The 25128-nt window shown below is 72.7% G+C and carries 23 protein-coding genes; 13 read left to right on the forward strand and 10 right to left on the reverse strand.

Going from position 1 to position 25128, the window contains the following annotated elements:
- Positions 1 to 26 precede the first annotated feature (26 nt).
- Positions 27 to 392, forward strand: a complete 366-nt coding sequence (locus tag DBP14_RS01930; RefSeq protein WP_129311624.1) for a rhodanese-like domain-containing protein — start codon at positions 27 to 29, stop codon at positions 390 to 392.
- Complete coding sequence (locus DBP14_RS01935) at positions 389 to 1138, forward strand: sulfite exporter TauE/SafE family protein (protein WP_129305314.1); 750 nt, start codon at positions 389 to 391, stop codon at positions 1136 to 1138. Before DBP14_RS01930 ends, DBP14_RS01935 begins: the two co-directional genes overlap by 4 nt.
- 33 nt (positions 1139 to 1171) lie before the next feature.
- Here the strand turns inward: DBP14_RS01935 and DBP14_RS01940 are convergent, their stop codons facing one another.
- Positions 1172 to 1453, reverse strand: coding sequence for a metal-sensitive transcriptional regulator (locus tag DBP14_RS01940; RefSeq protein ID WP_129305315.1), 282 nt, complete (start codon positions 1451 to 1453; stop codon positions 1172 to 1174).
- Between the two features lie 79 nt (positions 1454 to 1532).
- On the opposite strand from DBP14_RS01940, the gene DBP14_RS01945 reads away from it, so the two are divergent.
- The gene (locus DBP14_RS01945) at positions 1533 to 2099 is read left to right on the forward strand and encodes a rhodanese-like domain-containing protein (protein WP_129305316.1); all 567 of its coding nucleotides are present in this window, start codon (positions 1533 to 1535) and stop codon (positions 2097 to 2099) included.
- Positions 2100 to 2510: 411 nt separating this feature from the next.
- Here the strand turns inward: DBP14_RS01945 and DBP14_RS01950 are convergent, their stop codons facing one another.
- From DBP14_RS01950 to DBP14_RS01960, 3 genes are all read right to left on the reverse strand, one after another.
- Entirely contained in the window at positions 2511 to 2708 is a 198-nt protein-coding gene (locus DBP14_RS01950) for a hypothetical protein (RefSeq protein WP_129305317.1), read from the reverse strand.
- A gap of 126 nt (positions 2709 to 2834) precedes the next feature.
- Entirely contained in the window at positions 2835 to 3353 is a 519-nt protein-coding gene (locus DBP14_RS01955) for a hypothetical protein (RefSeq protein WP_129305318.1), read from the reverse strand.
- 602 nt (positions 3354 to 3955) lie between these two features.
- The gene (locus tag DBP14_RS01960) at positions 3956 to 6616 is read right to left on the reverse strand and encodes a LuxR C-terminal-related transcriptional regulator (RefSeq protein WP_241740768.1); all 2661 of its coding nucleotides are present in this window, start codon (positions 6614 to 6616) and stop codon (positions 3956 to 3958) included.
- Positions 6617 to 6976: 360 nt separating this feature from the next.
- On the opposite strand from DBP14_RS01960, the gene DBP14_RS01965 reads away from it, so the two are divergent.
- Complete coding sequence (locus DBP14_RS01965) at positions 6977 to 8917, forward strand: glycoside hydrolase family 15 protein (protein WP_129305319.1); 1941 nt, start codon at positions 6977 to 6979, stop codon at positions 8915 to 8917.
- Complete coding sequence (locus tag DBP14_RS01970) at positions 8910 to 10349, forward strand: MFS transporter (RefSeq protein WP_277752681.1); 1440 nt, start codon at positions 8910 to 8912, stop codon at positions 10347 to 10349. Before DBP14_RS01965 ends, DBP14_RS01970 begins: the two co-directional genes overlap by 8 nt.
- Before the next feature lie 62 nt (positions 10350 to 10411).
- On the opposite strand, the gene DBP14_RS01975 is transcribed toward DBP14_RS01970, so the two are convergent.
- The 3 genes from DBP14_RS01975 to DBP14_RS01985 all read right to left on the reverse strand — a co-directional run bounded on the left by DBP14_RS01975 (position 10412) and on the right by DBP14_RS01985 (position 13548).
- On the reverse strand, positions 10412 to 11257 hold the full coding sequence (locus tag DBP14_RS01975) for a YhjD/YihY/BrkB family envelope integrity protein (RefSeq protein ID WP_129305320.1): 846 nt from the start codon (positions 11255 to 11257) through the stop codon (positions 10412 to 10414).
- A 258-nt stretch (positions 11258 to 11515) separates the two neighbouring features.
- Complete coding sequence (locus tag DBP14_RS01980) at positions 11516 to 12922, reverse strand: DUF2252 domain-containing protein (RefSeq protein ID WP_129311627.1); 1407 nt, start codon at positions 12920 to 12922, stop codon at positions 11516 to 11518.
- Positions 12922 to 13548: a potassium channel family protein gene (locus DBP14_RS01985; protein ID WP_129305321.1), complete on the reverse strand. Its 627-nt coding sequence runs from the start codon at positions 13546 to 13548 to the stop codon at positions 12922 to 12924. Before DBP14_RS01985 ends, DBP14_RS01980 begins: the two co-directional genes overlap by 1 nt.
- 367 nt (positions 13549 to 13915) lie before the next feature.
- Here DBP14_RS01985 and DBP14_RS01990 point away from each other — a divergent pair, with 367 nt between their 5' ends.
- The 3 genes from DBP14_RS01990 (at position 13916) to DBP14_RS02000 (ending at position 16334) form a co-directional block, all read left to right on the forward strand.
- A complete protein-coding gene (locus DBP14_RS01990; RefSeq protein WP_129305322.1) occupies positions 13916 to 15268 on the forward strand; it encodes a hypothetical protein in 1353 nt (450 codons plus the stop codon).
- A gap of 130 nt (positions 15269 to 15398) precedes the next feature.
- On the forward strand, positions 15399 to 15854 hold the full coding sequence (locus tag DBP14_RS01995) for an SHOCT domain-containing protein (RefSeq protein WP_129305323.1): 456 nt from the start codon (positions 15399 to 15401) through the stop codon (positions 15852 to 15854).
- A 27-nt stretch (positions 15855 to 15881) separates the two neighbouring features.
- Positions 15882 to 16334 (forward strand): hypothetical protein, encoded by a 453-nt coding sequence (locus DBP14_RS02000; RefSeq protein WP_129305324.1) that lies wholly within the window; start codon positions 15882 to 15884, stop codon positions 16332 to 16334.
- Here DBP14_RS02000 and DBP14_RS36610 read toward each other — a convergent pair.
- The gene (locus DBP14_RS36610; protein WP_347239632.1) at positions 16258 to 17064 is read right to left on the reverse strand and encodes a helix-turn-helix domain-containing protein; all 807 of its coding nucleotides are present in this window, start codon (positions 17062 to 17064) and stop codon (positions 16258 to 16260) included. The genes DBP14_RS02000 and DBP14_RS36610 overlap by 77 nt on opposite strands.
- Before the next feature lie 111 nt (positions 17065 to 17175).
- Here DBP14_RS36610 and DBP14_RS02015 point away from each other — a divergent pair, with 111 nt between their 5' ends.
- The 4 genes from DBP14_RS02015 to infA all read left to right on the forward strand — a co-directional run bounded on the left by DBP14_RS02015 (position 17176) and on the right by infA (position 21399).
- Positions 17176 to 18363 (forward strand): cytochrome P450, encoded by a 1188-nt coding sequence (locus tag DBP14_RS02015; protein WP_129305325.1) that lies wholly within the window; start codon positions 17176 to 17178, stop codon positions 18361 to 18363.
- Between the two features lie 124 nt (positions 18364 to 18487).
- Complete coding sequence (locus DBP14_RS02020; RefSeq protein WP_129305326.1) at positions 18488 to 20146, forward strand: penicillin-binding transpeptidase domain-containing protein; 1659 nt, start codon at positions 18488 to 18490, stop codon at positions 20144 to 20146.
- Between the two features lie 240 nt (positions 20147 to 20386).
- A complete protein-coding gene (locus DBP14_RS02025) occupies positions 20387 to 21178 on the forward strand; it encodes a GNAT family N-acetyltransferase (protein ID WP_129305327.1) in 792 nt (263 codons plus the stop codon).
- The gene (gene infA, locus DBP14_RS02030; protein ID WP_129305328.1) at positions 21175 to 21399 is read left to right on the forward strand and encodes a translation initiation factor IF-1; all 225 of its coding nucleotides are present in this window, start codon (positions 21175 to 21177) and stop codon (positions 21397 to 21399) included. The genes DBP14_RS02025 and infA overlap by 4 nt, the downstream gene beginning before the upstream one ends.
- Positions 21400 to 21651: 252 nt before the next feature.
- Here the strand turns inward: infA and DBP14_RS02035 are convergent, their stop codons facing one another.
- Positions 21652 to 22860: a cytochrome P450 gene (locus tag DBP14_RS02035; RefSeq protein WP_129305329.1), complete on the reverse strand. Its 1209-nt coding sequence runs from the start codon at positions 22858 to 22860 to the stop codon at positions 21652 to 21654.
- Positions 22853 to 23965, reverse strand: a complete 1113-nt coding sequence (locus DBP14_RS02040; RefSeq protein WP_241741151.1) for an SGNH/GDSL hydrolase family protein — start codon at positions 23963 to 23965, stop codon at positions 22853 to 22855. Before DBP14_RS02040 ends, DBP14_RS02035 begins: the two co-directional genes overlap by 8 nt.
- A 246-nt stretch (positions 23966 to 24211) precedes the next feature.
- Between DBP14_RS02040 and DBP14_RS02045 the strand changes: the two genes are divergently transcribed.
- Positions 24212 to 25123 (forward strand): amidohydrolase family protein, encoded by a 912-nt coding sequence (locus DBP14_RS02045; RefSeq protein WP_129305331.1) that lies wholly within the window; start codon positions 24212 to 24214, stop codon positions 25121 to 25123.
- Positions 25124 to 25128 lie beyond the last annotated feature (5 nt).

Consider the following 25128-nt stretch of genomic DNA (forward strand, 5'->3'; position numbering starts at 1 on the left):
TGCCCCCGCATGAAAGTGATCACATGATGTTCTCCCGCCTTCGCCGTGGTCCCGGCCGCCGTCTCACCCCGCGGTCCGCCCACCAGCGGATCAGCGACGGCACCGCCGCGCTGCTGGACGTACGCGAAACACCGGAGTGGAACGCCGGGCACGCGCCCGGCGCACTGCACCTGCCGCTCCCCCGCCTGATGGCCGGGGCCCCGCTCCCGGCAGCCGCTGAAGGGCGGCCCGTGGTCGCGATCTGCCGCTCCGGTCGCCGTTCCCGGCAGGCAGCCACGTTCCTGGCCGAACAGGGCGTTCAGGCCACCGACGTCACCGGCGGCATGGCCGCCTGGGCGCGTGAGGGCCTGCCGGTCACCGGTTCGGGCGGCAGTGACGGTGTCATAGCGTGAGCGCGCTGGTCCTGGCCCTGATCGCAGGGGCCGTGGTCGGGCTCGCGCTCGGCGCGCTCGGTGGAGGCGGCAGCGTCCTGGCGGTCCCCGCGCTGATCTACCTGCTCGGCTTCACCCCGGCCGCGGCCACCACCGCCAGTCTGATCATCGTCACGGCCACCTCGCTCACCGCCCTGTACGCCCATGCCCGTACGGGAAACGTCCGCTGGAGGGCCGGCGCCCTGTTCGCCGCGGCCGGGCTGCTGCCCGCCGCCGCGGCCGGGGCCGCCGCGAGCCGCTTGCCCCAGCCCGTGCTGACCGCCTCGTTCGCCGGTGTCGCGGCTGTGGCCGCCGTCGGAATGCTCCGTCCCAGCCGCGCCGTGAGCCCGGCGACGGGAGGAGCGAGGCCCGCCAGGGCCGCCGGCGCGGGCGCGGGACTGGGGGCGCTGACCGGACTGCTCGGGGTCGGCGGGGGCTTCCTCGCCGTGCCCGCCCTGGTCACCGTGCTGACGTTCGAGATGCAGGCCGCCGTCGGCACCAGCCTGCTGGTCATCTCGGCGAACTCCCTGGCCTCCCTCGCCACCCGGGGCGCCACCACGGCCGGCGTCCACTGGGCGGTCGTCGGTCCGTTCACCGGGGCGGCGATCCTCGGCGCCTGGGACGGCAAGCGGCTGGCCGCCAGGGTCACGGGCGGCCTGCTGAAGCGGACCTTCGCGGTCGTACTGCTCGCCGTGGCCGCCTTCATGCTCGCCGACGCCGTCGTCTGAGCCGGCGTGACACCGGGTCCGGCCCGCCGGCTCTCAGGCCAGGGAGAGGAACAGCTTCTCCAAGCGGGCGCGCATCTGCTCGCGGTCCCCCGCGGCGGCCATGTCCGAATCGGTCAGGCAGTGCTGCAGACCGGTGGCGATGATGGCGAAACCCGCCTTGTCCAGGGCGCGAGAGGCCGCGGCCAACTGCGTCACCACGTCCTCGCAGTCCCGCCCCTCCTCGATCATCTTGATCACCCCGGTGATCTGCCCCTGCGCCCGGCGCAGCCGGTTGACCACCGTCTTCAGTTCCTCGGCCGCCATCGCCAGTTCCACCACACACACTCCTTCGAGATACCCCCTTGGGTATTCTACGCAAGGGGGCAACACCAACCGATCAAAGGAAAATCCCCCCGTGGCACCCACCCCCGCCCTCACCGCCGACCAGGCCAGCACTCGTCTGCACGAGCTGACCGTCATCGACGTACGCACTCCCGGCGAGTACGCCTCCGGCCACCTGCCCGGCGCGCACAACATCCCCCTCGACCGCCTCGACATCGCTCTGCCCGCCCTGAAGGCTGCCGCGGACCGCGGTGACCTCCTCATCGTGTGCGCCTCCGGCACGCGCTCCGCGACGGCCTGCCGCCGCCTCGCCGACGAGGGCGTCACCGCCGCCACCCTGACCGGCGGCACCAGCGCCTGGACCCGGCTCGGCCACGACACGCACCGCCCCGCGGGCGCCCGCACCTCCTGGGCCATGGACCGCCAGGTCCGCCTCGCCGCCGGCTCCCTCGTCCTCACCGGGCTGGCCGCCGGTCTGCGGTGGCCCAGGGCCCGTGCGCTCTCCGCGGGCGTCGCCGGCGGCCTGGTCTTCTCGGCCCTGACCGACACCTGTGGTCTGGCCAAGGTTCTCGCCAGGCTCCCGCACAACCAGCCCAAGGGCACCGACCTGGACGACACCCTCGCCGCCCTGACCCGCTGAACCCTGACCCCAAGCCGGCCGCCCCGCACGGGTTCCGCAACAGGCGGGACAGTACCGCCTGGCCGATTCCCCCGGGAGTGACGAGGCGGGAGCGGTCAACGGCTCACCGGCGGTGACGGCGTCGGCCGTGAGGACGTCGGCGGGGCGCCTGCTCCACCCGGCGGAATCCAGGTCGGCCTCGCTGTACTCCTCCTCGGGCAGCACATCCGTCTCGGAGACGACTCCGACGACCTGTGCGCCGTCGTCCGGCGCCCTGGACCTGGTCCGGCGCGGTCTGCGTGACCATCGCACCGGGCGAGAACCCGTCCGCGGGCCGCTTCCGCCTACGGCCTCCGGCCGACCGTATGCCGGTCATGCACTCGGTGGCCCTGGCTGTCGTCCTGTGCGGCAAGCCCGCGGTCGCGGTGCGCGTCACTCGGGCAGTCGGCGCATCTCCACGAGGCTCAGTCCGAGTGACTGGCAGCGTGCCAGCAGGCCGTAGAGGTGTGCCTCGTCCACGACCGGACCGAACAGGACGGTCTGGCCGGACATCACCACATGGCCCAGCTCCGGGAAAGCCTTGGCCAGCGTTTCCGACAGATGTCCCTCGACGCGGATTTCGTAGCGCACGAGTCCGTCCTCCCACGGCCGCATGACACCGGCGGACGTCACCCTTCACCGCGATCGTGCCTCTTCACAGGCGGTCCGTACCTCACCCGGATCAGGTGACCCACCGGCGTCGGCCCCGTGTCCGTGTCAGTGCGTCACCACGAGCTTGAAGGAGATGATCAGCAGGCCGAGGACCAGATTGACCAGGGCCGTGAACACGACCAGGCGGCCCGGTGCGCCGGCCCGCCGCGCCGCCGCCACCGACCAGCCCATCTGCCCGGCGACAGCCACGCCGAGCGCCAGCCACAGGGTGCCCGGCACATCGAGTCCCAGGAGGGGGCTGACCGCCACGGCCACCGCCGGGGGGACCGCGGCCTTGACGATCGGCCATTCGTCGCGGCACACGTGCAGGACGGTGTGCCGGTCGAGCGGGTGCTGCGCCAGTCGGGCTCCGAACAGCTGGGCGTGCACATGGGCTATCCAGAAGGCCACCCCGCTCAGGAGCAGCAGGGCGACCAGCTCCAGGCGGGGGAAGGAGCCCAGCGTGCCGGCTCCGATCAGTACGGTGGCGGCCAGCATGGAACCGTAGACGCCGCCCGTGTAGTCGGCGTGGGCGCGGCGCTGCCGGCGCCGGTCACGGGCGACGGTGGGGTCGAGTCTGAGCATGATGGCCGCCTTCCGACGTCGGCTCGGCCGTACCGGGACCTCCGGGCGCCCGGGGCGGGAGGCGCCGCGGTCCGCGACGGTGTGCGGCCGGTGGCCCGGTCCGCCGGCCTGCGGCAGTCCGCCGAGGGCGGGCCATCACCGGAGGACCATGGCGGGGATGACCGGAGCCCGCCGCAGCAGTGCGCTGTTCGGCTCGGCGAGGCGGCCGTCCTGCCGCCGTTCCCAGCACAGCCGGGATCCCGCCGGCGCACCTCACCCCCGGCGGGGGATGCCGCTGCCCCGGACCGGCGGCCGGCACCGGCCGTCGGCCACGGGTGGCCTTCGCTCCGCGTGGCGCCGCGCACGGCAGGGGCACGGGGCCGCCACGTCGCGCCGCGCACGGCTGGGACAGGAGGCCGCCACGTCGCGCCGCGCACGGCTCGGACAGGAGGCCGCCACGTCGCGCCGCGCACGGCTCGGACAGGAGGCCGCCACGTCGCGCCGCGCACGGCTCGGACAGGAGGCCGCCACGTCGCGCCGCGCACGGCTGGGGCACGGGGCCGCCGCGTGGCGCCGCTGGAGCACGGGGCCGAGGGGGGCCGGTGCCGCGCCTGGCGGTGTGCTCAGAGGAGTCCCAGCCGGCGTGCCTGGCGCACCGCGTCGGTCCGCCGGTTCACCGCGAGCTTCCGGTGGAGGTTCTTGATGTGGGTCTTGACCGTGTTGACGGACACGAAGAGGTCGGCGGCGATCTCCTCGGTGGACATCATGCGGGCGAGCCGCACGAGCACATCGCACTCACGTTCACTCAGTCGTTCGACCAGGACGGGCGCGGCCTCGGCTTCCGCACCGGGCCCGGTGTCACGCGGTACGAGCCATCCGGCGGCGAGTTCCCGCAGGGGCGTCCGCGCCAGGAGCGGCGCCATCCACGGGCCGGTTTCGCGGAACGCCCGCCGCAGAGTGTCGCGTCGGCCGGTCAGCAGGGCCTCTGCGAGCAGCCGGTGGGTGGCGGACTCGTCACCGGCGGCGTGTGCGGCCTGCGCCCGCAGCAGCGTCGCGCGGACTCGCACCGCGGGGCCGACGTGCTGGGCGCCGGGCATCGCGTCGAGCACCTCCAGGGCCGTCGACGAGTCGCCCGCCGCGAGGCGCGCCCGCGCCACGCCCACCGCGCACACGGGCTGCTCGGCGTCCAGACCCCGCAGCACCTCCGCGGCGGCCTCCGGCCGGCCCTCGGCAAGGTGGGCGGAGGACTCGACCAGGGCGGCATGGCCCGCCACCCACGGTGACGCGACGTCGGTCGGCAGATCCGTGGCGGTCGCGGCCATCGCGGCGCGTGCCCGGCCACGGGCCAGCAGCAGACGGGCCGTCACGAGCGACCGTCCCGCGGCCGCCACCGGGTCCGGCGTCTCGCGGGCGGGCGTCCGGTCGAGCAGCGTCTGCGCCTCGTCCAGCTCGTCGCGTTCGACGGCGACCGCCGCCAGGACCAGTCCCCCGAGACCTGAGTCGGCGTCCTCGGGCAGGCTGAATCGTTCGGTCTCCGCCCTCGCGGCCGACACATGGTTCCGGGCCCGGTCCGGCCATCCGTCGAGATAGTCGATCAGAGCCAGGTGGACCAGTGACTCCTGCCGGGGCACCGCTGTCGAGGCACCTCCGCGGTCGCCGGTCACCTTGGTCAGAGCGGCTCGCGCGTCGTCCAGCCGGCCCGCCCACAGCCGGGTTGAGCCGACATGGGTCAGGAGCAGGGCCGGCAGCTCGCGGTGCCGGTCCAGCAGGTGGACGGGGACCTCCCGCTGGAGTTCCCCGGCCGCCCGTACCGCCTGTTCCGCGCGGTGCGGGGACCCGGACAGCCGGGCCGCCAGGGCCTCCAGCAGGGCGCAGCTGAGCCGGACCGCCGGGGGGTGCGTCCGCTCGGCGTCCAGGTGCTCCCTGGCGTGCCGCAGATGGGTAAGACCCCGGTCGAGGTCGTGCCGGGACAGGTCCCGGGCGGCCTGGACGAGGTCGGTCTCCGGACCGGTCGAGGCGGACTCCATGCCGGCGAACAGCCGGGTGAGGTCCTCGGAGCGCAGTCCGGTGAACAGCTGCCCGATCGCCAGGTCGTCCACCAGCGCCCGGGAGGTGAACTCCCAGTCGCCCCCGGCCGCGCCGTGCACGACCATGTCCGGCAGGGCCCCGGACCGGCGCAGCCAGCGCGCGGCCCGCCGGTGCAGTTCCGGCTCCAGACCGGGGCTGCGCTCGCGCAGGTGGACGCGGAGGATCTCCCGGAACAGCGGGTGCAGGCGGTACCAGGAGTGGCCGAGGTCCTCGACGAAGGCGTTCACGTGATGCAGTTCCGCCAGGATGCGCGCGGCGTCCTGGCGACCGGTCAGCGCGTCGGCGAGGTCGGCGCAGAAGCGCTCGCAGACGCTGACGCGCAGCAGCAGGTCCTGCGTGTTGCCGGGCTGCCGCTGGAGCACCTCGGCGAGCAGGAAGTCGGCGACCGTGCTGTGGCCTGCTTCGAACTCCTTCAGGTAGCGCTCGGGGTCCGGACTCTGCCGGGCGGCCAGGGCGCACAGGCGCAGACCCGCGGCCCAGCCCCGGGTGCGGTCCACCAGGGCGCCGGCCGCCGCGAGGGACACCCGCAGCCCGTGCAGTTCCAGGAGCGTGACGGCTTCCCGGGGCGTGAAGGCCAGCTCGGCGTCCCTGATCTCGGCGAGTTCGCCGGAGGCCCGGTAGCGGTGGAGCGGCAGCAGCGGTTCCGTGCGGGTGACCAGGACCAGGCCGAAATCCGGCCCGGCGTGCTCCCGGACGAACGCCAGTTGTTCTGAGACCTCGGGCGCGGCTTTGTCATACTCGTCGATCACCATGGTCACGCCGGTGCCGTCGCTGCTCAGCCGTGCCGCCAGCCGGGTCAGCAGGGTCCGGTCCACCTGCCGTGCGTCGGAGGGGAATCCGACGTCGGCGGGCATCGGCACCGCCGTGCTGTGCAGGGCCTCGATCAGATAGGCCCAGAACATGCCCGGCTCGTGCACCGCGTCGTCCACGGTCAGCCAGGCGACCGGCCGCTCGCGGTGCGCGGCGCAGTCGGCGACGAACAAGGTCTTGCCCGCCCCGGCGGCTCCGTTGACCATCACCAGCGGTGCCGGCAACGCGCGCTCCAGGTGTTCGGCGAGCCGTTCGCGACGCAGGAACGTCACGGGTCTCGCGGGCAGGACGAAGCGGGTCCTCAGAAACGGATCGCCCAGCGGATCGATGTCCCGGCCCGCCGGGTGTCCAGGGGTCTCGTCGTCGGGGGTCACGGCTCTCACCACCTGGAGGATCGTGACGGCTGTCCACCAACCCCCACATCGTGTCAGCCGGGGCACCGGCTCGCATGGGGCCGGACGGCCCCCGCCCGGGCCGTTCGTCCCGGGCCCGGCGCCGGCGGGCCTGGACGGAGGGGTGCCCCGCATACGGTGCGGGGGCGCCCGGACCCGGTGCGGGGGCGCCCGGACCCGGTGCGGGGGCGCCCGGACCCGGTGCGGGGGCGCCCGGACCCGGTGCGGATCCCACCCGGTCCCCGGCGTCACCCCCGGTGGGTGATGCGCCGGCGGCGGCCGGTGCGAAGCCTGAAGGGGTACCGGTGGGACCGGTGCCGTGCCCCCGGGCATGTGCGCGAGTCGGAGGACGCCGTGAACGCATACCCGCCCATCGCCGATCACGGCATGATCGGTGACCTGCAGACAGCCGCCCTGGTCTCCTCCGGCGGAGAGATCGACTGGTGGTGCACCCCCCGCTTCGACTCTCCCAGCCTGTTCGCGTCCCTGCTGGACAGCGAGCGCGGCGGGCACTGCCACCTCGGCGTGGACCTTCCGTCCGGCAGCGGTACGACGGTCCGCCAGCTCTATCTGTCCGACACGGCCGTCCTGGTCACCCGCTTCATGGCACCCGAGGGCGTCGGCGAGGTGGCCGACTTCATGCCGCCTCTCGACTCCCCGGCGCCGCGGGACCGGCACAGCCTGATACGGATCGCGCGCGTGGTCCGCGGCACGATGCCCTTCAGCTTCGCCTGCCGGCCGCGCTTCGACTACGGCCGTGCCCCGCACGTCCTGGCCCCGGCCGGCGAGCACGCGGCGGTCTTCCGCGGCCCGGGTACGGACCTGCACGTGCGGTCCACCACCGGTTTCGCCCTGCGGGCGGACGGCGACGACGTCGTCTCGCGGTTCACCCTGAGTGCCGGTGAGGCGGCCGCCGTCGTGCTGACCAGCACGGCGGGCGGCGGTTCCGCACCACCGCCCCCCTCGCTGGAGGGGATCACCGGCGACCTGGAGGCGTGCCGCTCCTTCTGGCTGTCCTGGCTGCGCTCGTGCACCTACCGCGGGCGCTGGCAGGACATGGTGAACCGTTCGGCGATCACCCTCAAGCTGCTCACCTACGCGCCGACCGGGGCCCCGATCGCGGCAGCCACCATGGGGCTGCCGGAACAGATCGGCGGTGAACGCAACTGGGACTACCGGTACACCTGGGTCCGGGACGGGTCGCTGTCCGTCCGGGCGCTGATCGACCTGGGGTTCCACGAGGAGGCGCACGCCTTCCGCCGCTGGCTGCGGGACCGCATCGAGGTCCGGGAGACCGTCCGGGAGGACCCGCTGCAGATCATGTACCGCGTCGACGGCGACCCCTACCTCACGGAGGAGGTCCTGGACCACTTCGAGGGGTACCGGGGATCGCACCCGGTGCGGGCAGGCAACGCGGCGGCCGACCAGCTGCAGCTCGACATCTACGGAGAGGCGTCGGACGCCCTGATCGTGGGCGGGGACATCGGCGCCATCCGCGGCTGGCAGGCGCTGAGCGACGTCCTGGACTGGCTGGCCGACCACTGGGACCAGCCGGACGAGGGCATCTGGGAGACGCGCGGCGGCCGGCAGGACTTCACCTACAGCCGGCTGATGACCTGGGTGGCGTTCGACCGCGGTATCCGCGCGGCCCGCGCCTTCTCCCGGCCGGGCGACACGGCGCGCTGGACCGGGGCGCGCGACGCGGTGTTCCGGCAGATCGTGGAGCGGGGCTGGCACGAGAAGCGTCAGGCCTTCGTCCAGCACTACGACACCGACGTCCTGGACGCCTCCCTGCTGCTCATGCCCAGGGTCGGCTTCCTGTCGCCGCGGGACCCGGACTGGCTCAGCACCCTCGACGCCATGGACGGGGAGCTGGTCAGCGACAGCCTGGTCTACCGCTACGACCCCGCGGCCTCCCCCGACGGCCTGCGCGGGTCGGAGGGCACCTTCAACCTGTGCAGCTTCTTCTACGTGGAAGCGCTGGCCCGCAGCGGCAGACTCGCACAGGCCCGGTACGCCTTCGACAAGATGCTCACCTACGCCAACCCGGTCGGCCTGTTCGCCGAGGAGATCGGTCCGTCGGGTGAGCAACTGGGCAACTTCCCGCAGGCGTTCACCCACCTCGCCCTGGTGACCGCTGCCATGGCGCTGGACGAGGAGCTGGCGGGGGCGGCGGCCGGCGGGCCCCGGGACGGAGGACGGCACCGCCCGGCGATCCGTGCTCTCAAGGTGCCCGCCGAGAGCACTCACGAGGTGCCCGCCGAGAGCACTCACGCGAGCCACGGCAGTGGCTGAGCAGGCGGCGCGACACGGGCCGGCCGGCCCTCGACGGGCCCTGGCCGCGCTGGCCCTCGCCCAGTTCATCTGCAGTTTCGCCGGCTCCAACATGAACGTGATGATCAACGACATCAGCGAGGACCTGGACACCACCGTCCAGGGCGTGCAGGTGGTCATCACCGTCTTCCTGGTCGTGATGGCGGCACTCATGATCCCCGGCGGGAAACTGACCGACCGCTACGGCCGCAAACGCTGCTTCCTGACGGGCCTGGTGGTCTACGCGATCGGCGCCCTGCTGAGCGCGGCGGCCCCCGGCCTGGGCGTCCTGATCCTCGGCAACTCCATCCTCGAGGGCATCGGCACCGCCCTGCTCATCCCGCCGGTGTACATCCTCACGACCCTGCTCTACCCGGACGGCACGTCACGGGCCCGCGCCTTCGGCATCATCATGGCGATGGGCGGCGTGGGCGCCGCCACCGGCCCCCTCATCGGCGGCCTGATCACGACCGGCATCAGCTGGCGCGCGGCCTTCGTGTTCCAGGCCCTGGTCATCGTGGTGATCATCGTCCTCAGCCGCCGTATCGACGATCCGCTGCCGCCGGATCCCGCCCGCTCGTTCGACGTCTTCGGCGCGGTGCTCTCGGCGACGGGCCTCGTCCTCGTCGTCATGGGCATCCTGGCCGCGGACAACGCCCTCTGGCTCACCGTCGCCCTCCTGGCCCTGGGAGCGGCTGTCCTCGCGTGGTTCTTCCACTCGGCGCGCGCCAAGGAGGCCTCCGGCGGGGAGCCACTGCTGTCGGTCGGCCTGTTCCGCGACCGTGTCTCCAACCTCGGGCTGGCCACCCAGAACATCCAGTGGCTGCTGCTCATGGGCACGTCGTTCACGGTGGCGGCCTACCTGCAGACGGTGCGCCACTACGACGCCATCCGGACCGGGGTCGTGTTCACGGCGGCGACGCTCGGGCTCCTGGTCACGTCCCTGTCCGCCGAGCGGCTTGCCGCGCGGCGTGCCCCGCGCACCCTGATCATGGCCGGCTTCCTCGTGTGCGACGCCGGTGTGGCGGCGCTGATCGCCCTGGTCGCGGCGTTCTCCACCGCCTGGGCCTTCGTTCCCGGGCTGCTGCTGATCGGACTCGGGCTGGGTCTCATGCTGACGCCGTCGGTCAACGTCGTGCAGTCGCAGTTCCCGGAGCAGCGGCAGGGGGAGATCTCCGGGCTGTCCCGCAGCGTGTCCAACCTCGGTTCGTCCTTCGGGACCGCCATCGCCGGCACGATCCTGGTCTCCGGACTGTCGAAGGGCGCGTACGCGGCGGCGATGATCACCCTGGCCGTCGCCGGACTCGCCGGACTCGCCGCGGCCGCGCGCCTTCCCCGCGCACAGGGCGCCTCTCCCGCGCCGGTGCGGCGGAGGGTGCGGCGGAGTCCGGACGTGTACGGGCACCAGGGCTGACGACGGCCCCGGCAGCCTGCGCCGCGCGGATCGGCCGTCAGGCCCGCCGGCCCGGCGGCCCGTCACGAGGTGGAGCGTCTCCTGCGGTGGCGGGAGACGTCCGCGCGGGCCCTGCGCCAGCGGGAACGCGTCTGCTCCACCATGGCCGCCCACTCCTGCCGGACCTCGTGCTCGGACGGCTGCCGGTGCTGCCGGATCCGGTCGAGTTCGTCCGCCGTCTCACGGCCCAGCGCGGCGGACACGACCAGGACGAACATGGCCGAGAAGAGTGCGGACAGCATCGCGAAGACACCGCCGACCACGCCGTAGCGGTCCGCGTAGGAGTTGAACAGGCGCGGGAGGTACAGGGCCGCGCCCCACGAGTAGGCGGACAGCAGGAGGGCTCCGGCGGCCCCGAACGGGATCAGCGCGCGCCAGGTGATCCGCCTCGCCGACAGGAGCCTGCCGCTGACGGTGAGGAAGACCGCCGTCAGCGGGATCTGGCACAAGGCGGCCGGCAGACCGGCCACCCGGCCGCCGAGGACCGCGGAGATCCATCCACTGACCAGGGTGTAGCCGGCGAGGGTGAGGATCCACCACAGGCCGTTGCGGGAGTTGCGGACGCTCAGCGGTCTCAGTTCCCAGGTCTGCTCCAGGAGGCGCTGCGCGGCCCGCGCGAAGCTCAGCACCGAGATCGTCAGGAAGAGGACGCCGAAGACTCCGGTGCTCGGACTGCTGCCGCCCTGCGCGGGCGCGAAGAGGAGGTTCACCGCGTCGGCCCCGGCGCCGCTGAGGTCGTAGCGCCTGATGATCCGTTCCGCCGCGTCGACGTGCACGAGGTCGCCCAGGACGGCGCCGAGCAGGATGGCGAGCGGAATCAGCGCCGTGAAGGCGCTGGACGCCAGGGCCATCGAGCGGTCGAACCCCACGACCCGCTGGAAGCGGTTGAGGACGCGCAGGGCGAAGGCGGGGCGCAGCCAGAACGTCAGCGTCCTCCGCAGACGCTCGCGGTCGATCCCGGCCGTCGCCCTGCCCTCCCTGAGTCACGCGCACCACGAAGCGCCGTGAGCGTAGCGGCTGTCCGCGTGTCACCGGCGGTGCCACCACGGTCGTTCACCCGGCCGTGTCGTGCGGCGAACCGGTACGGGCGCGGGCGACTGAACCGGTGCGGGTGATGCCGGGTGTCCTCACATCGCGGTCGCGTGGACCCGGCCCGAGGCGGCGGCCGCGGCCAGCGCGCCCGCGTCCCGCTCGTTCTGGTCGGCGTAGGCCTGGGCGAACTCGGCGAGGGCGCGGTCGAAGCGGTCGCTGCCGCCGAGGTAGGCGGCGATCGCGACGGGGTCGCCGGAGCGGGCGTGGGCCCGGGCGAGCCCGCCCCCGCACAGGTGGGCGAAGAGGCGGAGCATGTCCGGGTCCATCGTGTCCGGCCGCGCGATGCCCTTCCAGTCCCACAGCTGGCGGACGTAGAAGTCCCGGCCGACGCCGTCGAGGCCCACCACATGGGTCCAGCCGAGGAAGATGTCACTGGTGGTCTGCATGAGCCGCTGTCCGGTCACCACGCGGCGGCCCTGGTTCTCGTGGCCGAGGTCGGCCGTGGGCCCGGCCAGGACCGACTCCTGCGCCTCCTTGGCCTGGAGCAGCAGCGGGTCGTCGTCCCCGTTGCCGAGCAGGAGCAGGATCCAGCAGCGCGTGCCGACGCTGCCGACTCCCACCACCTTGCGGGCCATGTCGACCAGCCGGTAGCGGCGCAGCAGGAACCTGCGCTCCGAGGACAGGGTCCGCGCGTACCCCTCCAGCACGCTGCGCAGGACCTTTTCCTGCCGGTCGTCGGACGGGTCGGTCAGCAGGTCCCGGAGCGGGGTGACGAGCGGCGGGTCGGGGGCGATCCGCCGTCCCTCGGCCGTGACCCGGGTGAGTTTGGCGAACGCCTGGAGATGGGTGCGCGTGCGGGCCTTCGCCGTCGCCTCCGCGGTGCGGCGCCGGGCGCGCTTGCTCATCGACGAGGCGAGCAGGGCGCGTACCCGGTCGGCGTCGTCCTGGGCGTACCAGACGTCCAGGGTGGGCAGGGCGGCGAACTCCCGCATGCGGGTGCGGTAGGCGCGCACGCACGCGTGGACGGCGCCGTCCTGCTCGGCCGCGGAGAAGCCGTTGTGCCGGCCGGCGATCGCGAAGGACGCCGCGAGGCGTTTGACGTCCCATTCGAAGGGACCGGCGAGAGTCTCGTCGAAGTCGTTGACGTCGAAGACCAGATGCCGCTCGGGCGAGGCCAGCAGGCGGAAGTTCAGCAGGTGGGCGTCTCCGCACAACTGGACCGTCAGCTCCGTGGCCGGCAGTGACCAGAGGTCCATGGCCATGAGGGCGGCGGCACCCCGGTAGAAGCGGAACGGGGACTCCAGCATCCGGCCGTAGCGGATGGGCACCAGCTCCGGTACCCGGGTGGCCGACTGGCCCTCCAGCACCTCGACCGGATCGGGCCGCTCGCGGTCCGTCTCGAACCGGCCGTGACCGGAGCGCGGGGCACGCTCGCGGGCGGCCTTGCCGTACGCGGCCCGTTCGGCCGGCGAGAGAGCGGCGTGCGCGGTGATCGGTGTCATCATGGCGGTCCCTCCGGTTCGCTTCCGCCGTCGTCCCGCGCCGCCGCCCGGCCCTCCTGGCGCCGTACGCCCGTCTGCACGGCGTAGGCGAGGATCCGCGCCGCGACACCGACCAGCGCCAGCCCGCCGGCCATCTGGAACATCGTCACCACGCGCGCGGTCTGCGAACGGGCGCTGATGTCCCCGTATCCGACGGTGGTGAACGTCGTCAGCGTGAAGTACAGGGCGTCGGTCTTGGTCAGTGGTTCGCTGAAGGAGCCGGCGGTGGACCCCTCCATCAGGTAGTACGTGCCGGCGAAGAGGACCAGGTACAGCGCCAGGGTGGCGGTCAGCGCCTCGACGGCCTTCACGCGGGGGTGCGGCGACCGCATGATGGTCCGCACCTCCCAGGCGAAGACGGCGGCCACGGCGAGAAGTCCGCACACGAGGACCGCGGTGGTGCCGCCTCGTCCGGCCCGGTCCAGGGGCAGCAGGTAGTAGGCGGTGACCAGGGCGGCCGCGAGCAGAGCGGCCCGCAGCAGGGCGACCACGGCCGCCGGCCGGCCGGGGTGCGCGGACGAGGCCGGCGGGGAGGCCGTCACCGCCCCGTCGGGCGCCCGCTTCCGGGCGGCGTATCGGTCACTCATGACGTGCCACGTCGTCCCTTCGGAACTTCTGGCCCTGTCAGCAACTTCTGGTTCCTGTCCGCATCTTCCGGCCCGGTTGAGAACTCCTGGTCCTTTCCGGAACTCCTGGTTCTTTCATGGCCCAGCCCACTGGAAACGGCCCCGCGCGCGGATCACCCGCGAGGGGTGACCCGGCGCGCGGTGCCGCGCGGCAGGGTGACGGCGAGGACGGCGCGGGACCGCGCTTTCACCGTTTCGCCGGCGGCCCGGGGCGGGACCGCGTCCCCTGAGGACGAGCGAGAAGGAGCCATGACCGTGCTGTGCGGTCCGACACCGCACACCGGCCCGCCGCCGGCGTGAGGTCCAGGTCCGACCCCGAGGAGTTCCCATGGCCTCGAAGACGCCCTCCGCGCCCTCCGCCCCGGGCGATGGCGCAGGCCCCGGCGTGACGCTGAGCGCCGAGGAACACGCCGATTACCGGCGGATGCGCCGGGCCGCCGCCGTACGCCACCGCAAGACGCGCTACACCGGCGCGTCCCTGCTGCTGCTCGTCGCTCTGCTGCTCTCCCCCCTCGCCGTGGTCGCCGCGTGGGTGGACGACACGGTCACCGACACCGGCCGGTACGTGCAGACCGTCGCCCCGCTGGCGAAGGAGCCGGCCGTGCAGGCGGTGGTCACCGACCGGCTGACCACCCGTGTGGTGGCCAATGTGGACGTCGAGGCGGTGACGGCGTCGCTGAGCAAGGCGCTGGCGAACTCCGGGGCACCGCCCGCCGTGGTGGACCGGTCCGCCGCTCTGGCCGGCCCGCTGCGCGCGGCGCTGACGAACACCGTGCACGGCATCGTCCAGCGCGTGGTCGCCGGCGACGCCTTCGCGCAGGCGTGGGAGGGCGCCAACCGGCGCGCCCACGCGGGAGTCGTGGGCATGCTCACGGGCGACGACAGCAGAGCCGTACGGGCCCAGGGCGACACGGTCACGCTGGACCTCGGCACCGTGGTCGACCAGGTCAAACAGCGCCTCGCCGACCGGGGCTTCGAGAAGGCCACCGCCATTCCCACGCCCGACCGGCAGATCACCCTGTTCGAGACGGCCAAGCTCTCCAAGGCGCAGGACGCGATGCGGCTGCTGAACGTCATGGGCGCGTGGCTGCCCGTGATCACCATTCTGTTCGCGGCCCTCGCCGTATGGACGGCCCCGGCACACCGGACGATGCTGCTGATCACGGCGAGCGGGGTCGGCGTGATGATGGTCGTGCTGCTCGTCGGGCTTGCCGTCGTGCGCCGCGTGTACCTGGGGTCCGTGCCCGACTCGGTGCTGCCGCCCGATGCCGCCGCGGTGGTGTACGACACCTTCGTCCGCTTCCTGCGCAACAGCGTCCGCACCCTGCTGGTGGTCTCCGTGATCACCGCCCTGACCGCGTATCTGTACGGTCCGAGCCGGGTGGCGCGCCGGGTGCGCTCGCTGGCCGGGCGCGGCACCGGCGCGGCGGGCCGGGCGCTGCGCGACGCCGGCCTCGACACCGGCGGCACCGGCCACTGGCTGGACGATCACCGTGCGTGGACCACCGGTGGGGTCATCGGGTTCGGGGCCCTGGCCCTGGTGTTGTGGAACTACCCCACGGTCGGGGCCGTGCTCCTCGTGGTCGGTCTGGTCGTCGTGGTCCTCGTCGTCCTTGCCGTACTGGCCGCGGCGACGGGAGGGGCCGGCCGGGCGGCGGCACCGGGCCGGGCGGACCGGTGAGCAAAGGTACCCGGAGCGGGGTCTCACCCGCGCCGGGTGAGGCCCCGCGCCCGTCGGATGTGCACGCTGGGATCAGCCGGGACGGCAGCGGGAAAGGCCACCCGGAACTGAGAAGAGAGATGAGTGCCCCATGGAACTCGCCTACGACTACCCGCTCCTGAGCACGTTCTGGACCATGCTGTGGTTCTTCCTGTGGATCATGTGGTTCGTGCTGCTCTTCCGGATCATCGGCGACATCTTCCGCGACGACGACCTGAGCGGTTGGGGCAAGACCGGCTGGATGGTCTTCGTCCTGGTGCTGCCCTTCCTCGGTGCCTTCGTCTACGTCATCGCCCGCGGCCGGAGCATGGGCCACCGCGAGATCGCCCACGCCCGCGCCCAGCAGGCGGAACTCGACTCCTACATCAGGAAGACGGCCGGTGACGGCGGTCCCCGCACGAGCACCGACGAGCTGGCCAGGCTGGCCGACCTGCGCGCCGGCGGACAGATCACGGACGAGGAGTTCCGCCGCGCCAAGGACCTCGTCCTGAGCGAGACCCGCACTCCCGTCGGCGCCGGGGCGTCGACCGCGTCCGAACCCCGCTGAGCACGGACCCGAAAGCGAGACACCGAGATGACCGCCACGCACGCGCCCCGGGCGGCGCACACCACGAAGTACGCATGGGCCGCGGGCCTGATGACGTTCGCCGGCGTGATGCTCACGCTGGTCGGAATCCTCGACATCTTCCGCGGCATCATGGCGATCGCCGAGGACGACGTGTTCCTCACCACCCGCAACTACGTCTTCCAGTTCGACCTCACCGGATGGGGCTGGATCCATCTCGCCCTCGGCGCGGTCGCCGTCGTCATCAGCATCGGGCTGTTCCAGGCGGCGACCTGGGCGAGGGTCCTCGGCGTGGCCATCGCCGGGCTGGTCGTCATCGCCAACTTCCTGTCCCTGCCCTACTACCCGGTGTGGTCCGTCATCATGATCGCCATGTCCGGCTTCATCATCTGGGCCCTCTGCGTCGCCCGCAAGGAGGACTTCCGCGACGACTACGGCGACCTGCCGGGCGGCGGCGGGTGAGTCCCGGCCGGGACGCCGCGCACGAGGACCGGGACCTTCGGTCCGGGAGGACGCCGGCGGTGAGACCGCCCACCCGGCCGGCGGGCCCGGCTCCTCGGCCGGGCCCGCCCGCCGCCGACCGGACCGCCGTCCGGACGGCGCGCGCCTTACTCCTCGCGCTCCTCGGCTGCGTCCTGGTCCCTCTCGTCACCGCCGGTCTGCGCGGCGTCCTGTGGCTCCTGCTCGGCGTGGCCGCACTGGCACTGGCCGCCGCGGGTGTCTGGTGGACCCTGGCCCACACCGGTGCCCTCCGCGCCGTCGGAGCGGTCCTGGCGGTGGCGGCGCCCCTCACCGTGCTGGGCCTGTACGCCAGCAGGTCCTCCTGGCCGCGGAAGTGGTGCAGCAGCCCGCCCTGGGTGACGCCGACGGACTTCGCGATCCGGGCCGGGGAGGAGGCGTGGAATCCCCACTGCGCGAAGTGGTCCACGGCCGCGTCGAGGATGCGCCGGCGGCGCTCGTCGCCGACGGCGCAGGGGCCGCGGGCCCTGGGAGCGGTGCGAAGGAGGAATGCTGGTTCCTCACCGGGCAGCGGTCCGAGCCGTCGGCGGCGCCCGCTCCGGGCGGCAGGCCGGACGCTTCCGTCGTCAGGCGATGGGCTCGACACCCCCGTCGATCTGCGGGCCTGGCTCTCTGCAATTGCTGTGCGAGGCGCCTGAGCCCACCGGCCCGTCCGTCCTTTCCTGACGGTCACCGGCGAGCATGACTTCGTGGTACGGCCGGCTCGCGGCGGTGAGCCGTGACTTCGCCGGCCGGCACACCATCGCCGGTGATTCCCCGCGCGAGTCGATGGGACCCTGAGGGCATGAGCGACCCGACAACAAACCCCGCGTCCTCCCAAGAGCCGTACCCGGCCGGCGCGGCCCCGCGCGCCACGTGCCCGGTGCAGCGGGTGCCGGCCGGCTCGGGCGGGCACGGCGGCTACCTGGTCACGGGGTACGAGGAGGCCCGGGAAGCTCTCGGGGACCCGCGGCTGTCGAAGAACACCGCGGCGTTCTTCGCCGGCAAGGAGTCGGGGCGCCGGCTCCACCCGGCCGTCGCGCACACCATGCTGGCCACCGATCCGCCGGAACACACCCGCCTGCGCAGGCTGGTGACGGGCTCGTTCACGACCGGCGCGGTGGACGACCTGCGGCCGTTCATCGCCAGGACCACCGACGCGCTGCTCGACCGCTGGCCGGCCGACGGCCCGGTCGACCTCGTCGCGGAGCTGGCGGTGCCGCTTCCGGTCATCGTGATCTGCGAGCTGCTCGGTGTCCCCGAGCCGGACCGCGCGCAGGTCCGGCGGTGGTCCGGCGAACTGTTCACCGCCCGAGCCCCCGCCGTCATCGACGCCGCCTCCCACTCCCTGGCCGACTACATGACGGCGCTGATCGCCCGCAAGCGTTCCCGCCCGGGCAACGCGCTGCTCGACCGCCTCGTCTCGGCCCGCGACGGCGACGACCGGCTCAGCGAGGAGGAGCTGGTGTCCCTCGGCGTGCTGCTCCTGGTGGCCGGCCACGAGACGACGGCCAACTTCCTCGGCAACGCCGTCCTGGCCCTGCTCCAACACCCCGCACAGCTACGGCATCTGCGTCGGCACCCCGCCGAGATCCCGGCCTCGCTCGACGAGTTGCTGCGGTACGGCTCGCCCGTCAGCACCGCGACGTTCCGGTTCACCACCGAAGCCGTCACGCTCAGGGGCACCCGGATCCCCGCGGGCGAGCCCGTACTGGTCGCCATCGGCGCCGCCCACCGCGATCCGGCGCGCTGGCCGGATCCGGACGAGCTGGACCTCGCCCGCAGCGCGGCCGGCCACCTCGGCTTCGGACACGGGATCCACCGCTGCGTCGGAGCGCCCCTCGCCAGGGCGGAGGCGGACATCGCGCTCCGCAAGCTGCTCGCCCGCTTCCCCGCCCTCCGCCTAGCGGTCCCGGCCGAGCAGCTCACCTGGCGCAGAACACGCCTGGTACGGGGGCTGACGGCGCTGCCCGTCCTCGTGTCCGCTGCGTAGCAGGTCGAGGGGCGGAGCTGGATGAACGGTGAGGTCACGTCCGTGAAACCGCGACCGGACGGTCCGATAACGATCTACCGGCAGCCAACACGTGCACAGCGCAAACAAACATACGATCCACCGTATGAACAAAGCTGTGAAGATCGGCATCGCCGGCGCCTGCACAGCGTTGCTCGTCACGGGGGGAATCGGCGCCTACAACGTCGTCCACGGGATGACCTCCGGAGACACGAGTAGCGACTGGACGGACGCGGAACACACCTTCGACCCGGCGGCCACGTCGACCGTACCGCCCACGAGTGCCAAGGCCGTCACGATGGCCCGGACGTTCCTGGACAACTGGTCCGGACATCACCTCGACGACGCGGCGCACAACACCGACGCCCCGGGCACGGCATCGCAGGCCCTCCAGAAATACGCCGACGGGCTGCATCTGAAGAAGCTGACCTTCGCACAGGTCGCGTCGGCGGGACGGTCGACGGCGACGCCGGGCGCCACCAGGATCACCTTCAAGGTGTCGGCCGATGTGGCGGGCGGCACCTGGACCTATCCGAGCGCGGTGGCGGTACTGCAGAGCACGGACGGTCAGTTGGCCGTGCACTGGGACAGGTCGGTGCTCCATCCCGGCCTGGGCGAGGGCCAGTCCCTGACCGCCGGCACACTTCCCGCCGGTGCCGACGACGCCAAGGTCGTCGCGAGCGACGGCAAGACGGACCTGTCCACGTTCGCCTCACTGCGGGACATCGCGGCGACCCTCCGCAAGCACGCCAAGCCCACCGGCGGCAGCACGGGCACCGGTGTGGCCGTGGTCGACGCCGACGGCAGCGGCGTGAAGACGCTCCGGGTCTTCTCCCAGGGGAAGACGCCGGTGATCAAAACGACCATCGACGCGCGCCTCCAGGCCGTGGCCGAGGACGCCGTGAAGGACGACCATCTGGGTCAGAAGGCGGCCGGAACCGTGGCGCTCGACTGGCGGACCGGCCACATCCTCGCGATCGCCCATACGGGTTCGGACGGGGACATCGCCATTCGGGGCATCAAATCCCCCGGTTCCACGATGAAGATCATCACCTCCGCCGCCCTGTTCGACCAGGCGGGCCTCACACCGAGCAGTCCCGCCCCGTGCACGGACTCCATCGTCGCCAACAGCCAGTCCTTCCACAACGACTCGGGTGTACGGGCCGATCCCGGCTCCACGATCGCCCAGGCGTTCACCGTCTCCTGCAACACCTCCTTCATCAAGGACGGGTTCCACTACCTGGTGCACGGAGGGGACGCCTCCGCACTGCACGACGAGGCCGTGAACGTGTTCGGGATGGGCAGCTGGTCGATCGGCGGCGGAGTCGCCACCACCGACCCGAGCATCCCGACGGACGCGCAAGGAGGCGACCAGGCCGCCCAGTTCATCGGCCAGGGAAAGGTCACGGCCACACCGCTGTTCATGGCGTCCGTGGCCGCCACCGTGCGCGGCGCCGGCTTCAAGCAGCCGATCATCCTGCCCGGACAGCACCAGGACACCGCGCCGCGCCCCATCACCGCCCGCACGGCCGGATACCTGCAGTCCATGATGCGCACCGTCGCCACCAGCGGAACCGCCGCGCCGCGCCTGGGCGGGCTGGCGGGTGTCGGCGGCAAGACCGGAACCGCGGAGGAGGGCGACCACACCAACGGCTGGCTGACCGCCTACAACTCCCACATCGCCGTCGCCGCCCTGGTCGAAGGCGGCAGCACCGGAGTCGACTCCGCCGGATACGTCGTCCGTCAACTCCTGACCCACAGCTGACCGTCGCGGAGCCGACCGGCGCGCGGGGAGCCGAGATCTCCGCGCCCGGCCGGAAAATCGAGGTGAGCGCAGCGGCGCCCCTCTGCTACGTTTCCGGTGGATCGTGAAGTCGTCGTAGGGAGGTGAGACCCGTGAACACAGTCACCCATGGGTGCTCCCTCATCCCGTCACGGTCCGGCGGCTGACGTTCGGTGTCGCCAGGAGCGCCTGAGATCGAGGCACTCCTGGAGGGAGACGCCGATGCATGCACAACCTTGCACATCCGGCCCGAGCGAGAGCGCCGTGCGGATCACGCGTGTCGCGGACGGGCAATGGCACGCTCTGGACGACGACTTGGTCGTAGGCCGCGGTCATGCGGGACACCGGGCCGACGGGCGTTTGTTCGTGAGTGTCGACGCCTGGCACGACGCCGCCTTCGACCGGCTCGCCGAGGCGATGGTCGCGGAACTGCCGGCACCGCTGTACACGGTGGTCGACGAGGCCGACGTCGAACAGACGGCCGGTTGGCGGCGGGCCGGGTTCACCATCCGGCGCCGCGAGTGGGAGTACGACGTGCCGACCGACCCGCGGCTCACCGGGCTCGAAGCGGTCGTGCCGCCCCCGGGGGTGGCGATCGTGCCCGCCGGCCAGGCGGACGAGGCGCTGCTGCGGGCCGTGGACCGCGCGATCCGGGACGAGGTCGGGGCGACCGTCGGGTGGCATTCGATGCCCGCGGAGGTGATCCCGCACCCCGAAGGGGACACCGTCGTCGACCCGTCCAAGTACGCGGTGGCCGCGGGGCCGGACCACTACCTGGGCCTGATCAGGGTGGTGACGGTGAAGCGGCCGCGCATCGGGCTGGTCGCGGTCAGGGCCGGCGAGCGGCGCCGCGGCATCGCGCGGGCGCTGCTGGCGCACGCGCTGGGCACACTGCACCGCTCCGGGTCCGCCACGGCCTGGGCCGAGGTCCAGGAGTCGAACCAGGCGGCCTCGGCGCTCTTCGGGGGCATCGGCGCCCGGCCGGTGAGCAGCAACCTGGAGCTGGTGCGATGACCAGGAACAGGAACGTCATCGAGGTCGAGGGCAGGGTCGTCGAGTGTCTGCGCAGCGCCATGTTCACCGTGGAGCTGGAGAACGGCCACCAGGTCCTCGCGCACATCAGCGGCAAGATCCGCAAGAACTACATCAAGATCGTGCTGGAGGACCGCGTGCTGGTGGAGCTCCCGCCGTACGACCTGACGCGCGGCCGGATCGTGTTCCGGTACCGGAACTAGTACCCCGGCAGGCGACGTTTGCCCGTGAAGGAACGGCGTCCGGTGCGTGCTCTCGGTGTGCCGGCCGGAAGTCCTCGTACTGGATGTACTTGGGCTTTCGGCCGGTGCGGCGAGAGGGCGTGCCGGGCGTCGCGACGGGGCGAACGTTGCCTGTTGGGGCACTAGTGCCGCCCGGCGCCGTCCGGCGCAGCTGATCCCGGGGCCCCGGTCACCGCGTCCGCGTGACCGGGGTTTCCGCTGCCGCGGGCCGCGTCACCAGGTCACCGGCAGCTCCACGGGGAAGCGTCGGATGGTGGACGTGTCCCAACGGATGCCGCTCTCGGGGACGGCGAGGCGCAGGTCGGGGAAGCGGGTGACCAGGGAGGTGACGGCTGTGCGCAGTTCCTCCTGGGCCAGGGGCTCGGCGAGGCAGTGGTGGGCGCCCCAGCCGAAGGTCATGTGGGGCCGCGGCGGACGCGCCGGGTCGAAGGCGTGCGGGTCGTCGAACACCGCCGGGTCACGGTTGGCGGTGAGATAGGAGACGTGGACGAAGTCCCCCGCGCGGATGGGGGTTCCGGCGATCTCGACGTCCTCCAGGGCGACGCGGGGGATGCCGACGCCCTTGCGGAAGGGGATGAGGCGCAGGAGTTCGTCGAGGACCGGGGGCAACCGGTCCGGGTGTGCGGCCAGTTCGGCCCAGCGAAGCGGGTGGGCGAGCAGCGTGTACGTGATGTTGCTGATCTGGCAGGTCGCGGTGTCGTTGCCGCTGAGCAGCAGCGTCAGCGCCAGGACGGCCAGTTCCTCCTCGTCCAGCGGCTCCTGCGGGTCGGCGGCCATGGCGCTGAGGATGTCGTCGGCGGGATCGGCGCGCCGCTGCCGGACGAGGCGGGTGAAGTACGCCCGCAGCCGGCGCTTGGCGTCCGTCGCCGCCCGCCGGTCGGCCGGCGCCGTGGCCAGCAACTGCTGCGTGTGGCGCATCAGTTCGGGGCGGTCGGCGGGGACGACGCCGAGCAGTTCGCAGATGGTGTGGTGCGGGAGTCGTACGGAGAGGTGCTGGACGAGGTCGGCGGGTGGTCCGAGCGCGGCCATCCGGTCCAGGAGTTCGCCCGTCACCCGCTCGATGGCAGGCCTCATGCGGGCCACCCGCTTCTTGGTGAACGCCCGCGCGGCGGCGTGGCGCAGCCGGCGGCTGCGGGGCGGGTCGACGATGTTGACCGACTCCGGCGAGACGATGGGCTCCGGTGTCAGCCGGGGGTAGTCGCGGCCGACGATGGCCGAGCGGCTGAACCGCTGGTCGGTCGTCACCTGCTGGACTCCGGCGTAAGTCGTGACCAGCCAGGCGTCGCAGTCGCCGTACGGGAGCCGGATGCGGGTCACCGGTCCCCTCGCCATCAACTCCGTGAACAGCGGGTCGAAGGCGAGGCCCTCGCTGAAGTCGAAGGGACAGTGAACGGTGCCGGAGCTCCCGGTTTCCTCAGACATCCGGTCCCCCGGGTGCCGGACTGGTCGGTCCACCGGGTGCCGGGCCGGTCGCGGGCAGCCGTGCCGCGAAGTCGTCCCTGATGCGGTGGGCGAGCTGTCCGGCGACGTACTGGTGGTAGCGGCGGTTGGGGTGGATGAGCGCCGGGTCTCCCCATCCGCCGACACCGATCGTGCCGATCTTCTCGGTGTAGCCCTCCACCCATTTGACCGCGCGGGGGGCGCAGGCGTCCTTGCCGAGGGTGGCACGGCGGGTGTCGACGAACTCCGCCGGAACGCCGTGCCGGTGCGCGTCGGCCGTCGCGGAGGCCACGGCCTCGTTGACTCCGTCGAGGAGCCGGCCGAGCCAGCCGATGTCCCCGCGGCCGAGGGTGAACAGTTCCTGGGAGTTGCGGGCGCAGGTGCGGGGGTCCGCCGGGATCACGGAGGGATAGCCGATCACGTAGATGCGTGCGTGCGGCGCTCGGGCATGCACCGCGTCGAGCAGCGTCCGGTACCTGTCGGCGAGTGCCCGCCTCGGCCCGTCGAGGTCCGGGTCGTCCGCGGGCAGGCCCAGACCGGCGTACGCGCCGCTCTCTAGGTTGTCCCGGCAGTGGGCCGGGGCGTCGCTGGACGCGTCCGCTCGCAGGCACTCGGATGCCAGGGGGCTGAAGTAGTCGTTGCCGCCGATGCCGAGGGTGACGATGTCGGTGTCCGCACGTACGGCCTCGATCTGTGGCGGTCGCTTCGGAAAGGGCGCCAGCGGATCGGCCTGGGGTATCCCGAACCGGTCGAGCGACGCGTGCCCCACCGGCTGCTGGGGGGTGTCGAGGACGTTGCCCGTCGTGGCGCCTCCGCAGGTGACGTCGCGGGTCTGCCCGAGCAGGCCGGCCGATGTCTTCCTGAGTACGTACGGGTACGACTCCAGCGTCTGCTCGCACCCCGACTTGCCGGGCTCGTCGGGTTCGACGGGGCCGCCGGCCAGGCGGGTGTAGCCCGCCGCGTACGAATCGCCGAGGCTGACCATGTGCAGTGTGGAGGGGCGTATCCGGGCGGGGTCCGCGCCGGCAGGCGGTGCGCCGGTACTCGTCCCGGCCGCGCCGAGGAGCGCCACGGCCGTCGAACCCACTGCCAACGCCATCATCCTGGAACGCAGGGCGACCACTCCTAGGACAGGGCCCCGTTCGCCGCGGCCGGATACCAGATGCATCCCCGGCCACGCGTACGGCACGCCGCATGTCACTCTTCCGGGTACCCGGCGTCACCGGTGTGGCGGAGGGCTGACAGGCTCGTGCCAAGCCGGAACGCCGCCCGGCAGTGGCCGTAGACCGCCCGGCAGTGGCCGCAGACCGTTCGAGAGAGAGGCAGTACCCAGGTGAGTTCCCCGCGCGACGCCGTGAACGACGCCGTGAACGAGGAGGCCGTCGAGGTCCGCCGTTTCTGGACCGGTCTCGGTCTGCCCGGACTGATCGACGTCCACACCCATTTCATGCCCGAGCGGGTCCTGCACAAGGTCTGGGAGTACTTCGACGCGGGCGGCCCCCTGATCGGCGGGCTGGAGTGGCCGATCACCTACCGCAAGGAGGAGGCGGAGCGCACGGCCCTGCTGCGGGAGTTCGGCGTACGGGCCTTCACCTCCATGCTCTACCCCCACAAACCCGGCATGGCGCGCTGGCTCAACGGCTGGGCCGCCGACTTCGCCCGACGCACCCCCGACTGCCTGCACACCGCCACCCTCTACCCCGAACCCGGCGTCGGGCACTACGTCCGCGAGGCCCTCGACACCGGTGCCCGGGTGTTCAAGGCGCATGTGCAGGTGGGGGCGTACGACCCGGCCGACGAACGCCTCCAGGAGGCGTGGGGGCTGCTGGCCGAGGCCGGGACCCCCGTCGTGATGCACTGCGGCTCCGGGCCCGCGCCCGGCAAGCACACCGGCCCCGAGCCCGTCGCCCGCCTGCTCGCACGCCACCCGCGGCTGCGCCTCGTCGTCGCGCACATGGGGATGCCCGAGTACGAGGAGTTCCTCGGCCTCGCCGAACGGTACGGCGAGGTGCGGCTGGACACGACGATGGCGTTCACCGACTTCAGCGAGGGGCTCATGCCGTTCCCCCGCGACGCCCTGTCCCGTCTCACCAACCTCGGCGACCGCGTCCTGCTCGGGACCGACTTCCCCAACATCCCCTACCCGTACGTGCATCAGCTCCAGGCCCTGGAACGGCTGGACCGAGGTCGCGACTGGCTGCGGGCCGTGTGCCACGACAACGCGGCGGCGTTGTTCTCCCTCTGACGCCG

Source organism: Streptomyces sp. L2 (assembly GCF_004124325.1).
GTDB lineage: Bacteria > Actinomycetota > Actinomycetes > Streptomycetales > Streptomycetaceae > Streptomyces.

Excerpts from the sequence above, each read along its gene's own strand:
- DBP14_RS02015 (WP_129305325.1), top strand. The coding sequence starts at position 17,176 with ATGAGCGACCCGACAACAAACCCCGCGTCCTCCCAAGAGCCGTACCCG.
- DBP14_RS01930 (WP_129311624.1), top strand. The coding sequence starts at position 27 with ATGTTCTCCCGCCTTCGCCGTGGTCCCGGCCGCCGTCTCACCCCGCGG.
- DBP14_RS01980 (WP_129311627.1), bottom strand. The coding sequence starts at position 12,922 with ATGACACCGATCACCGCGCACGCCGCTCTCTCGCCGGCCGAACGGGCC.
- DBP14_RS01990 (WP_129305322.1), top strand. The coding sequence starts at position 13,916 with ATGGCCTCGAAGACGCCCTCCGCGCCCTCCGCCCCGGGCGATGGCGCA.
- DBP14_RS02020 (WP_129305326.1), top strand. The coding sequence starts at position 18,488 with ATGAACAAAGCTGTGAAGATCGGCATCGCCGGCGCCTGCACAGCGTTG.
- DBP14_RS02025 (WP_129305327.1), top strand. The coding sequence starts at position 20,387 with ATGCATGCACAACCTTGCACATCCGGCCCGAGCGAGAGCGCCGTGCGG.
- DBP14_RS01955 (WP_129305318.1), bottom strand. The coding sequence starts at position 3,353 with ATGCTCAGACTCGACCCCACCGTCGCCCGTGACCGGCGCCGGCAGCGC.
- DBP14_RS01995 (WP_129305323.1), top strand. The coding sequence starts at position 15,399 with ATGGAACTCGCCTACGACTACCCGCTCCTGAGCACGTTCTGGACCATG.
- DBP14_RS02035 (WP_129305329.1), bottom strand. The coding sequence starts at position 22,860 with ATGTCTGAGGAAACCGGGAGCTCCGGCACCGTTCACTGTCCCTTCGAC.
- DBP14_RS02000 (WP_129305324.1), top strand. The coding sequence starts at position 15,882 with ATGACCGCCACGCACGCGCCCCGGGCGGCGCACACCACGAAGTACGCA.
- infA (WP_129305328.1), top strand. The coding sequence starts at position 21,175 with ATGACCAGGAACAGGAACGTCATCGAGGTCGAGGGCAGGGTCGTCGAG.
- DBP14_RS01985 (WP_129305321.1), bottom strand. The coding sequence starts at position 13,548 with ATGAGTGACCGATACGCCGCCCGGAAGCGGGCGCCCGACGGGGCGGTG.